Below are 11968 nucleotides of genomic sequence, written 5' to 3' on the forward strand. Positions count from 1 at the left end.
TCGAGAAAGAAAACGGAGATATGCGGCAAGCCGCCAACGGTCAGAACTTCGGCGGCGTCTCCGATGGCGTGTAAGGCACCTTGCCGTCTCCGAAGAAGCGCTTGTTCGTTGCTTCGGCCACGCGGTTGCACAGCACATCGCCCATCGTCGGACGCTCGGTCTTGCATTGGCGGCGTAGCTCCTTCAATCGTTCAGGGGCGGCAGCCAGTTCTTCGACGGTAGGCACATTGGCTTGCTCCTTCGGTGGCTCGGACGGGCCGCAGGCCGCGAGTGCAGCAACCAGTAACAAAGGGATAGATCGCTTCATGGCTCGGTGTCCTCAGGAGGATTGGATTCAGGTGGTTGTGCTGGCCTCGCTCCTTCTGGCAAGTCGATGGCGTGCACCCTTTCGATGAATCGAGACAACACTTCCGAAGATTCACCTTCTCGATGTAGCAGGTAGGTCGTCAGCACAGGGGAACGACCCTCCAAAGGCCGTGCGACTACGCCCAACTCGCGGCTAGCCGCTAAGTGTGCTGAGCCAGTCAGCCCCAGCGCAAAGCCCGCCGACACTAGTGCCATCATCAAATCGCATGAGGCCACGCGCTCGGCAATCAGCGGCTCCATGTCCGAGCGGCGCAGCACGCGCTCGACCTGGCGCGCATGCCCTTCGCACGCGAGCGGATCGCACAGCACGAGGGGGTAACGCATCATTTCTTCCAGGGGGATGCGCTTGTGCTTGAGCAACGGGTGGCGCGCTGGTAACGCCACCATCAGCGGATCACTCCACACTGTGCGGACTGCAATACCATCACCCACCTCGTCAGACTGCGCGAAACCCACGTCGTACAGGTCGTCATGCAGCCCTTTAATCTGCTGCGATAGAGGCACTTCGAAAAGGCGGATATCGACCTCAGGTTCCTCCTGCCTGCACATTGCGAGCAACGCTGGCAGGCGCGATGGAGTGATGCAGTCGGACAGCGCAATGCGCAGTTGGCCGTGAAAGCCATTGGCTGCCGCCTGCACGCTGTCGCGGGCCTGCTGCAAGGCAGTGAAGATGCGTGGCACATGTCCCAGAAAGAGCTTGCCCGCCCGTGTCAGTCGCGTGCTGCGGCTGGTACGGATGAACAACTTCTCGCCCAGGTCTTCCTCCAGTTCCTTAATCGTGCGTGACAGTGGCGATTGTTCGATGTGCAGCCTCTCCGCTGCACGGGCGAAGTGGAGTTCTTCGGCGACGGCCAGGAAGCAGCGCAAATGTCGTAACTCCACGAAGACGCTCCTTTACGGCAATGCAATCATTGCGCCCTTGCCGCCTCGAAACCATCAGATCGGTCAATGTCTTGACCCAAGGGCGCGTCCCGCCAGCCAGCACCAAGGGACTTGTAGAGGGCAATAAGACCTCGGAGTTCTTCCAGCTGGCTAAGAGCAAGTTCGTCTCGCGACTGGTTGAGCGCACGCTGCGCCACTAGAACCGGTAGATAAGCACTTAATCCTCGCTTGTAGAGCCTGGTCGAATGCTCCAAGGCTTGTTGGCTCGTGATAACCGCCTTGTTCAAGGATGTCTGGCGCTGGCGCTCACTCGTCCATGCCGTCAAAGCATCCTCCACATCACGCAGTGCGAGCCGCACATCTCGTTCGTAGACCAGTCTTGCGGCATCGGCGTTAGCTTGCGCTGCTTCTACTCCTGCTCGCGCACGTCCTCCGTCATAGAGTGATTGGTTGCTCTGTATTCCGGCCGACCAGGCCAAGCTGGCACCGGAAAAGAGACTGTGAATGACGCTGGCCGTAGTACCTATGCCCAATGGGATTCGAAACTTGGGAAAACGCTCCGCCTCGGCGACACCTATCTGGGCACTAGCTGCGGCAAGGCGTCGCTCATCAGCCCGCAGATCCGGGCGTTGACGGATCACTTCAGACGGCATGGAAAGTGGCAGATCGGCACGCATTGGCAACATAGGTGCAGCCCTACCCAAGGCATCGTGCCAGTCTCCAGGGAAACCACCTGCCAAAACACCAATGGCATGGCTGAAGCGAGCAATGTCCGCTTCCATCAACGGTGGTTTCGCTTCGGCTGTTTCACGCTCGGCACGCGCCTGCGTGACATCTGCCAAGGTACCCAAGCCCATCCGATACGCCTGTTCGGCCAATCGTTCGGCGTCAATGAGTGTGCGGATATTGTCGCGTGAGATATCCAAGCGTACCTGCGTAGCTCGAAGCCCTGCGTAATTGGACACCAGCTCCGCAACTAGGCTCACTTGTAGCGCACGATGATCTTCAGCAAGCGCCTCTATACCCGCATCAGCGGCCTCAATTGCCCGGCGAGTTCCACCAAATAGATCCAGTTCCCAACTGGCGTCAAATCCTAGATGCCAGGCGCGTGACTCACCACCCGATTGCGAAGTCAGCGCCTTGCTGCTGCGCAGGGCTTCTCCCGTACCACCGGCTGAAACCGTAGGCCCAGAAGAAGAGGCGATTTGTACCCGCTCAGCACGTGCCTGTCGCAACCGAGCCAGAGCAATGTCGAGATCCTGGTTTCGCATCAATGTCTGATCGACCAGGCTATCGAGCATTGGGTCTTGGAATGATTGCCACCAGGTACGAAGACCATCTTGATCTGTGTTGCTCATGGTTGCTGCGTCTTCAACCCAGTTTGCAGGAACCTGCACCGTGGGTCGTTGATAGTCAGGGCCGACCGTCGTGCAGCCCGATAGTCCAACAAAGAGCGAGAGCATCATGAGTACGCGGCAACGCCGCGAGAGAGTGCGATTCGGTGATGTGTGCATGACCACCTCTTACATCCAGCGTTGCAGTATTGATACGAGCCAGCCCTGCGGCGGTGAGTCACCTTCCGGCATATTCACTCCGATGCTGCCAGTCATGCCTGCAGCCAGAACGATGTCATTCGGAAGCTGCTCGAACTCAACCCGAACAGGGATGCGCTGCGCCAAGCGAACCCAACTAAAGGTCGGCTCTACACTGGGTAAGCCTTGGGCATCGGCCTGCTGGTTGGCATCAGTGATGCCTCGTCCGATGCTGACGACCCGGCCAGGGATGACCTTGTCAAACCCCATCAACCGGATCTGTGCGGTCGCACCGGGACGGATACCATGCAATTTCGTTTCCTCGAAATATCCGGTGATCCAGAAACTGTTTGCATCCACCAAGGCGATGTTGGGTTGCCCAATCGCTGCGTAATCACCCTTGTTCAATCGCAGGCGTGTGATATAGCCATCCGCTGGCGCGCGCAGGACAGTGCGCGCCAGGTCGAGTTTGGCCTTGTCCACATCGACTTGCGCACTGCGCTGTTCAGCCTGAGCCGTCGCCACTGCTTGGGCCGCTCGCTGGATTTCTTCAGCAGGAACCAAGCTCTCCATGCCCTGACGTCGCTTAGCATCCTCGACTTTTTGGCGCAACAGAGCCGAGGCAGCAGTCAGTCGAGCTTCAGCTTGCGCCAAGGCCAGAGTGAAACTGGCAGGGTCAATGCGGTAGAGCATCTCACCCTGTTTCACGTACTGATCGTCTGACACAGCGACTTCGACCACGCTACCTGAAACCTCTGGTGCCATGCGTACGATCTGCGCACTGACGCGGCCATCGCGTGTCCAAGGAGCCAGAACATAGGCGTGCCAGAGCGCATCCACGAGCCATCCGGCAGCCACAACAACAATCAATGTAAGTCCCGCCCGTATGAGCGGCTTTACTGAAAATGAAATCTTAGACATAGATAATCAACACTGAAACGAGACAGAGAGAGAGGGCGAATTCGAACAGGCCGGGGTGCCAGACCCACCGCAATACGCCGCTACGCGCAAGTACGAACCGAACCCCCAAATAAATCGGCAACGTGATGCACGCATAAACAAAGAATGGCGGCAGGTAAATGCCTCCCAACGAAAATTCACTGAGCATTGGTTTGGCTTCCAGATCGTTTGGAAAAGTAATCAGCATGGTTTTCCAGCAATACAGCAATGTCGAACAGGACGACTTTGAGTTGCTGGATTTCGGCCATCGTGGTGCCATCTATGGCCGCTAGTCTCGCCAATGACTTGGCGGCACGGCGTGCGTGTTTTGCAGCCAAATAGGGCTGGCTCGCACGATGACTCATGCTGCGAAGCGCATTCGCTAGAACATGATGTAAGCCGGAGTTCTTTGGAGCTCGCTGCAGCCACTTGCGCACACGCAGGACTTCACGGCCCAAATGAATGCTGGCCAGAGCATTGGATATGGCTCGATCCATCACCTCCGGCTGGGTCTTGAGTAATGCACCGAGTTGTGCCGTACGATGCTGTTGACGCCATTGCCATGTGTTCACATCCGTCCGCACCCCTCTCAATGTGCCGATCGCTTCATCTCGGATTGTTTGACTTAGTCTTGCTGCGTCACGTGACAAGTTGCGCGGCAGCACGACCCTGAACCCGAGCAGCGTAAAGAACGTCGCCAATATCCAGGCCACAGAACCATTGAGAAATACGGCAAAGTCGTATCGCATTAGATTGTCTGGGGCCGCTAATGTCGTGAATGCAACGAGATAGGCCACGCCAGCCAATGCATAACGAGGCACCGTCGTTGCGTATATAGCTGGCAACCAGAACAAACCAAGGATCAGCAACAACAATGGCAGCCCGGAGACATAGGGAAGAATGACAAAAGAGCAGAGAAATGCCATCACAACCGCGGCCACTGTTCCTTTGATGAATTCGACAGCACCGAGCGCAGGATTGGGGGCGGTAGATAGCAACGCACAAGCGGCGGCCAAACCCGCCAACATCATGGCTCCGTATGACCATCCGGTTGCTATCCAGAACGCGCCACCGAACACGACCGTCAGCAACGCTCGCAGCCCGTTCTGAATCGCTGCCGACGTGTCTCGATAGAACGGCACAGAAACTTGGGCTGCTGTGGGACGGGGGAAATGGAAGCGCTGTATTCCCTTCAAAGCCTCCAGATAATCGTCAAGTTGTTCGATCAGGCGGTCGCCCGCGATCATCAGAGCGGAGTGTTCCAGCGCATCATCGACCGCAGCCTCAAAGAGCATGTTCATCAATCGTGCTCGCACATCTGACAAGAGCTGAATGGCATGCGCCATTTCTTTGGTGCTTGGCTCCTTCGCGAGTGCCAGACTTGCTTGCTGCCATGCCTGTTCCCACGCAGGCTGTAGTGATCTCAATGCGTTAAGACTTGCACTGTTCTCCTGCATAGGAGGAGCGCCACCTACCAATGCCGAAAACAAGGACACCATCGTCTGGCGCACCGTGCCAGCACGCTGCGCCAGGTCAGCGGATTCGGCTTTACCTAACGCAAGCAAGTCGTCCACCCCATAGACTTCGGTGATGAGGTTGCGCCTACCAAGCTCCAGAGGTTTTCCACCAGGCGCGTCACCCCCATGAATCGCTTGGTGATTCGTTGAAAGAATGCTTGCCGTTGTCGCTGCAAGGCGATTGAGCTGACTCGCCAGGCGACTGCGCACGCTTTGGGTACTGAAGAGGGCAGACACCACCGCCAGGCACACCACACCAATCAGCACGGACGCACCGCGTCCCATGACTTGATCGAAGGTGAGTTCGGGATGCTGCATGGCACCGTACGCAGCCAACCCCACGGTGTATCCCGCCAGAGTTGCACCGTAGGCGCGAAAATGGCGCAGGAGTGTCATACCCGCTACACAAATTCCCAGCCATAGACCAAACCCCAGCAAGAATAGCCAAGGCATCTGACCAAATGCGCTCATCAAAACGAAGGCTGCCAACATGCCGGTCAAGGTGCCCAGTACCCGCCAGGTTCCTTTTCCGATCACGGCCCCCTGTACCGGGCTAATGACAAGCAGCACGCTGGACGCAGCAGAATACGGTGCGTGCAGATCCAATAAGTAAGCGACAACGAGTGCCAACCAGGCGGCAAGAATTGAACGCATGACATAGGTCGCGCGCGGTGTCGTCAGGTCGAGGTACGGCAGCCCATGCGCGAACCACCCCAAAATTTGGGAAAAACAGCGCGAAAGGATGCTTAGAGATGCCGAAGGCACGTTCGCGGAACGCACGATAAAGCCCTTCTACAGTGATTAATACGCATCACTGTAGGCATCGCCGATGATTCCGAAAAGTGAATTTATTGCACCATTATGAGTGCATGAAACGCACTCAATCCGGGATTGATCTCATTTTTTTGAACGTTTGGGTGCCTGAGCTTCATCCATGTTGCAGAGTACATGGATCGTATTGCGCAGCCATTGATGGGCAGGATCACTATCCAGGCGCGGGTGCCACGCCTGTGTCAGCAGCACTGTCTCCAGGGGCGTCGGTAGTTCAAACAAGCGAATATTCAGTCCTGCCGCAAGCGCGCTACTGGCCAGGTGCTTTGGTAGCGGTAGCAGCAAATCCGAATCCTGCAGCGCAAACAATGCGGTGTAGGGGCTGGGTACGACCAAAGCGACATGTCGGCGCAACTCTTGCATCTCTAGAGCGGCGTCAATCGGCCCTACAGCCTTCCCGCGTCGCGACACGTTGATGTGCTCCCAACGAGTAAGGCGCTCGGGCGTGATTTCATCGTCAAAAATCGGATGATGTGCTCGTGCAACGCCTACGAACGTTGTGGTGAAGAGCGACTGCACACGAATCTCTGGCCCTAGCTTACGCGAAGCACTGATAAACAAATCAATGCGGCCATTACGCAGTGCCTCTTCATCTACGTCGTCTTCCTCCGGAGAGAAGCGCAGCATTGCACGCGGCATGTCTGAGGCCATTGCGGCCAACAGATGGCCCAAATAGATACTCACGAACTCATCTGTGGCACGGACGTTAAAGCGCCTATCCAGCGATTTCAGGTCGATCTCGGTGTCAGATTCAAAAACCTGCGTGGCTTGCTCGACTGCCATGCGCACCTGCTCGCGCAGCGCGAGCGCCTTCGGCGTGGGCATAAGCTTGCGGCCGACCTGGACAAACACCGGGTCGCCGAGGGCTTCTCGAATGCGGCTCAAGGTGCGGCTCATTGCTGGGGAACTCAAATTCATGCGGCGCGCAGCCCCGATGACGCTTCCTTCATCAAGTAACGCATCCAACGCCAGTAGCAAGTTGAGATCAGGGCGCGACATGGCTGGCCTCCTATAGTTTACCTTCATGCAATCATATGGTCTTTTTAATTGCGAATAAAGCACTCGTTGGACAGAGCCCATTCGGTTCAGCGTTAAGTGATGAATGCACACCAAGGTGGCGATGAGCATCACAGACTGATCGCCGCGATTCCGATCAGCACGACCACGGCACCCACGATGCGGCGCGCGAGATGGTCCTCACGAAAGAGCAGATACGCGAAGAGGGAACCGATGATGATGGACGACTCGCGCAAGGGGGCGACAAGCGCAAGGGGTGCCGCCAGCATGGCATTCAACACCAGGACGTAGGCCAGTGGGGAGAAGATGGCCACGATTAGAATAGGCACGGCATTGGTACAAAGTGCTGCGGGGATGTGTTGTCGCTGCCGCAGTGCGCCCGGTGTCAGAGTCAAGCTTTGCAGCAGAAGCGTTCCCGCGTAGTAGCTCACTGGTGCGACATGCAGCGACGTGACCGCGTAGCTGTCCCAGATGGTATAGCTGGCGATGGTGGCACCAGTGGCGGCCCCCCAAAGCATCCCTTGGAGTGGGCGGCGACTGCCGCTTCGCAGCGGGTTGCCTGTGACGACAAGCGCGCCTGAGACGACCAGGAGTGCTCCGAACAACGCGACGATGTTTAGCCGCTCGCCCAGAACGAGAATCGCGAACAGCATCGTCAGCACTGGCCCCGTGCCACGAGCGATCGGATAAACCACCCCAAGGTCGGCGCGATCGTAGCCAGCCTGCAAGGTCAGCGAGTACGCGATGTGCAATGCCGCCGAAACAGCCGCTGCCACCACCAGCTGCCCATCCATCGTCTGCTGCCCTTGCACCATAAGACCGACCGCGACAGGGATCCACAACAGCGTCGAAGCGCAGCTGTAGGCCCAGACGAACAGCAAGGTGTTTCCCCGTTTGTACTTCGACGCCAGGTTCCACACCGCATGCGCTACCGCTGCGGCAAGAACCATGGCAATGGTATCGGGCTGCATCAGGGGGTCAGGAAATGTCAGGCAGATCAATGCCTGCCCGCTCCGCCAAGCGGCTGCGATCTGGGTCGCGCAGCGCAAGAGTGGCGACCAGCGCGTCAAGAACGACGAGTTGCGCCAACCGACTTCCCGCAGCGGCCATCTGTGCCGGTAGCGGCGCGCCGCCGACGACAAGTGCGACATCCGCGAGAGTTGCCAAAGGCGTGTCGTACTGGTTGGTGATAGCAATCAGCGAGGCACCGGCCGATGACGCTGCGTCGGCGACAGCAAGCGTCGATGACGTGCGACCAGTCGAACTAACCGCGATGAAGACATCGCCTGAGCCCATGAGCCGCGCTGCGATCATAGCCGACAAGTGATCCGGAACGCCCACAGTCATCACGCCGACCGCGCGCAGACGGAAGACCGCATCGGCGGCCACCGTCGACGAAGGACCGGCACCGAACGCAAAGACCTGCCGCGCGTCCTTGATCAAGCCGACGGCCTTGTCAAGCGAAGAGATTTCGATAGCCCCGCCCAGCGCAGTCAATGCGTCGGTACCGGCACGAATGGAGGTTTCCAGCACGGAGCCCGACGTTGCATCCGCGCTGAGTACTTCGGGCGGAGCGAAGAACCGGGCTGTACCGCGAGCACGCGCAATTTCGATCTTCAGCTCGGGAAAGCCGCTGAACCCAAGCGCACGCGCCGCGCGGATAACCGTCGGCGGTGAAACGCCGGCCCGGGCAGCAACCTGGGCGGTCGTGCTGGCCCCAACGAACAAAGGGTCGGTGAGCAGCAGATCGACAACTTTCGCCTCGCTCGCGGCGAGGTCGCCACTTCGCGCTTGAATGCTACCGATCCATTGCCGCAATTGTCGCTTGCTATCTGTAATTTTATTACCAGTATCGTTATTCATGTGTAATATATTACTCTCACCGAGCAAGTAGCACAACAGGCCCATGCACAGATGCCGTTAAAGGAATCCGCTTTCATGAACACTGAAATCAATACTGCTGTCGCTGTCGTGGGGCCCGGCGCGATCGGCACCACGGTCGCGGCAATGCTGCATGAGGTAGGCCGAACGCCTTTGCTGTGTGGAAGGACTCCCCGCGATCACCTGACGCTGCTGGAAGATGGCCACTCCATTACCGTGCCCGGCCCGGTTCGGACGAGCCAGAAGCAGATCACTCACACGGCTGATCTTGTGTTTCTGGCAGTCAAAGCCACACAGATTGAGGCGGCCGCAGACTGGCTGGCCGCGCTGGTCGGGCCGCAAACCGTTGTGTGTGTTTTGCAGAATGGGATCGAACAGGTGGAAATAGTTCGCTCACACTTGCCACGCGGGGATATCGTTCCCGCTGTCGTGTGGTTCCCGGCACAGGCGCAATCCGATGGCTCGGTCAGCCTGCGCGGCGAGGCGCGTCTGACTCTGCCAGACACGGCTGCCGCTCGTGTCGTGGCCCAGGCACTGCAAGGGACGCGGTGCGCCCTGGACTTGGCCGAAAACTTCAGTTCCTTGGCTTGGCGCAAGCTGTTGCAGAACGCGGTGGCTGGACTCATGGCGCTCACGCACCGCCGTTCGGGCATGTTCAGCCGATCTGACATCGCTGGCCTAACCCTTGCCTATGCGCGGGAATGCCTGGCCGTGGCCCGGGCTGAAGGCGCAGAACTCGGCGACGAAGTGCCGCAGGAGATTCTCGAAAAATTCCAGATGGCACCGGCGGACATGAGCACCTCCATCCTCACGGATCGGGAAGCAGGACGGCCACTCGAATGGGATATCCGCAACGGCATCATCCTGCGTCGCGGCCGGATTCATGGGGTTTCGACGCCGATCAGCGACATCCTGGTGCCGCTGCTCGCGGCTGCGAGCGACGGTCCCGGCTAAGGTGCATTTGCTCTCTTGAATACACGCCGTTTCAACCAACGGTTGGCCCACGCTGCCTCCCAATCTCCCAGGACACGCCACTGCCGCGCATGGTCGCGGCTATCTGCTGCCCCAGACGCTGTTCGATCATCGGCCGCCACGGCACTAGGCTGAACCCCATGCCGTCATCCAGCATCGCGTAGCGACCGCTGGCGAGCATGACGGAGCGCTGGTAGATGCCGGCCACGCGCTGCCCGTCAGTGATAGGTCGATGCTCCAGGCCGGTTTCAGCGGCGATGTCCTGTGCGGCCTGTGTTAGTTCCCGGCTGCGCAGCGTCGCCAGCAGATTCCGAGCGAGGATCACGCGCTGGCCGCGCCGCTCGGCCAGCCCCTGTTCTTCGAGGAAGTCGGCACGCTGCTGTATGGCCTGCTTGGCTTCACCGCCAAAGCCCAGGTCGCCCAGGCCCGAGCCGCCGCCGATCAACTGCTGGTCGAGCCAGGTTGCGCCGATCACGCGGGCCTGCCGTTCGATGGGCAGGTGCGATTTCAGCTCCACCGCCACACCGCCCAGCCGTTGCGCGTCGTACTGGCGGCCACGCTCGGCTAGGTTGTCCGGCACCTTCCATAACCCCTCGGCCACGCGCTCCACGATGCCGGCCCGGCGCAGGGCTTCCAGCCGGCGGACGTGGGCCGCGACGACTTCCTGCGGGTCGCGGCCGGGCTTGGCTCGGCCTTGCTCGATCGCCAGGTGATGATGCGTGCGGTACAGGCCACCGCTCGCCAGCGCGGCGATGTTCTTGTCGGCTGCGCGCACGTCGGCCGAACCCTTCACTTCCACTACCGCGCCAGTGGGATAGTTCGCCAGTTCGTCGCGGGCATTGAGCGCGACGTAGTGAGCCTTGCCGTCTGTGCCGTCGATGACCAGATAGCCGCGGTCGTGCAGTTCGTCGGCCAGCCCCTTGCCGGCCACGCGGCCGACGATGATGCGGCCGTCGTCGCCAGGCTCGAACACCGCCAGCTCGCGCGGCTGGCCGCTCATGGCCCGCTGCATCGTTCGGATGATGTCGCCACGCTCGCCCAGGGCGCGCAAGGTCTTCTCCGCATCCGCATGGACGGCCCAGGTGCCGGGCTGCGTTTCGTCAGCCAGGCCCAGGCGCTGCAAGCGTTGCAGGCGGCCAATCAGCAGCAGGCGCTGGCGTTGCAGTCGGGGTTCGCTGAAACGCTCGATCTGCACCCGGCCGTCCTCGCCGGCCTCACGCTGCAACGTGCGGTCGAGGCTCGTCCACCGCTCTTGCTCCACCTCGCGCTGCAAGGTCTGCTGGATCTCCAGCTCGGTGCGCGGCCCCAGCCATTCCGTCGCCAGTTCGGCGGCCCGGTGGCGGAAGCCGTGGGCGATGTAGTCGCCGGCGATGATGAGGTCTTTACCGGTGTCGTCGCGCCCGCGCACGATCAGGTGGGTGTGCGGGTTGTCGGTGTTCCAGTGATCGACCGCCACCCAATCCAGCCGCGTCCCCAGGTCGGCTTCCATCCGGTTCATCAGGTGCCGGGTGTAAGTGCGCAGGTCGTCCAGCTCGGCCCCGTCCTCCGGGGAGACGATGAAGCGGAAATGGTGCCGGTCGTCGGCGGCCCGTTCCTTGAAGCCATCAAGGTCAGCCTCGTCGGTCTGCGGCCCGTAGGCCCGCCCAGGTTCGCCATCGCGGCCCGCGCCGTCGCGCTCGATGTAGCGCAGGTGCCTGGCGAGCGATTGCGGGCTGGCGTTGCGCTGGTTGACGAGCAGAGTCTTAATGGTCACGCGCCGCGACATGGGCGTTAGCTTCGCCCCGGCGAAACGCGCTGCAGTATGGCCGCGCCCCAGGCGCGAGCCGGGCCGCTGGCCTGCGCGCTGGCCCGGGCCGCCGGACGCGGCGGAATGGCGCATCGAGGACTTGCCGCCGCTGGCCTTGCCAGCCTGCTTGAGGACCTTGGAAACAAAGCTCTGGCCCTGGCCTTTGCCCCGGCTCTTCGGGGCGCTGGGGCGCACCCGGAAATCGTCGTCGCGGCGGTCGGTCATGGCTGCGCTCCCTGCAAGCT

The 11968-nt window shown here is 60.1% G+C and carries 11 protein-coding genes; 1 reads left to right on the forward strand and 10 read right to left on the reverse strand.

Translation table 11 applies throughout. The features are described 5' to 3' along the window. Window positions 1–40 precede the first annotated feature (40 nt). The 9 genes from EV679_RS17210 to EV679_RS17250 all read right to left on the reverse strand — a co-directional run bounded on the left by EV679_RS17210 (window position 41) and on the right by EV679_RS17250 (window position 8947). Entirely contained in the window at window positions 41–307 is a 267-nt protein-coding gene (locus EV679_RS17210) for an EexN family lipoprotein (RefSeq protein ID WP_129485102.1), read from the reverse strand. Continuing rightward, window positions 304–1248: a LysR family transcriptional regulator gene (locus EV679_RS17215; RefSeq protein WP_130487873.1), complete on the reverse strand. Its 945-nt coding sequence runs from the start codon at window positions 1246–1248 to the stop codon at window positions 304–306. Before EV679_RS17215 ends, EV679_RS17210 begins: the two co-directional genes overlap by 4 nt. A gap of 26 nt (window positions 1249–1274) precedes the next feature. Next, complete coding sequence (locus tag EV679_RS17220; RefSeq protein WP_242611519.1) at window positions 1275–2714, reverse strand: efflux transporter outer membrane subunit; 1440 nt, start codon at window positions 2712–2714, stop codon at window positions 1275–1277. 57 nt (window positions 2715–2771) lie between these two features. Continuing rightward, on the reverse strand, window positions 2772–3701 hold the full coding sequence (locus EV679_RS17225; protein ID WP_130487875.1) for an efflux RND transporter periplasmic adaptor subunit: 930 nt from the start codon (window positions 3699–3701) through the stop codon (window positions 2772–2774). Continuing rightward, window positions 3694–3927, reverse strand: a complete 234-nt coding sequence (locus EV679_RS17230) for a DUF1656 domain-containing protein (protein WP_341272974.1) — start codon at window positions 3925–3927, stop codon at window positions 3694–3696. Before EV679_RS17230 ends, EV679_RS17225 begins: the two co-directional genes overlap by 8 nt. Beyond that, on the reverse strand, window positions 3878–6016 hold the full coding sequence (locus EV679_RS17235; RefSeq protein ID WP_242611520.1) for an FUSC family protein: 2139 nt from the start codon (window positions 6014–6016) through the stop codon (window positions 3878–3880). The genes EV679_RS17230 and EV679_RS17235 overlap by 50 nt, the downstream gene beginning before the upstream one ends. 117 nt (window positions 6017–6133) lie before the next feature. Then, window positions 6134–7066 carry a LysR family transcriptional regulator gene (locus EV679_RS17240; RefSeq protein ID WP_130487876.1) on the reverse strand — a complete coding sequence of 311 codons (933 nt, stop codon included), beginning with the start codon at window positions 7064–7066 and terminating at the stop codon, window positions 6134–6136. Window positions 7067–7194: 128 nt separating this feature from the next. Beyond that, on the reverse strand, window positions 7195–8055 hold the full coding sequence (locus EV679_RS17245) for a DMT family transporter (protein WP_130487877.1): 861 nt from the start codon (window positions 8053–8055) through the stop codon (window positions 7195–7197). Between the two features lie 7 nt (window positions 8056–8062). Next, window positions 8063–8947, reverse strand: a complete 885-nt coding sequence (locus EV679_RS17250) for a MurR/RpiR family transcriptional regulator (RefSeq protein ID WP_130487878.1) — start codon at window positions 8945–8947, stop codon at window positions 8063–8065. Between the two features lie 75 nt (window positions 8948–9022). Between EV679_RS17250 and EV679_RS17255 the strand changes: the two genes are divergently transcribed. Next, window positions 9023–9919 carry an oxidoreductase gene (locus tag EV679_RS17255; protein ID WP_130487879.1) on the forward strand — a complete coding sequence of 299 codons (897 nt, stop codon included), beginning with the start codon at window positions 9023–9025 and terminating at the stop codon, window positions 9917–9919. 31 nt (window positions 9920–9950) lie between these two features. Here EV679_RS17255 and EV679_RS17260 read toward each other — a convergent pair whose 3' ends face one another. Next, a complete protein-coding gene (locus EV679_RS17260) occupies window positions 9951–11948 on the reverse strand; it encodes a relaxase/mobilization nuclease domain-containing protein (protein WP_130487880.1) in 1998 nt (665 codons plus the stop codon). Between the last annotated feature and the right edge of the window lie 20 nt (window positions 11949–11968).

The sequence above is a fragment of the Kerstersia gyiorum genome, from assembly GCF_004216755.1.
GTDB lineage: Bacteria > Pseudomonadota > Gammaproteobacteria > Burkholderiales > Burkholderiaceae_B > Kerstersia > Kerstersia gyiorum.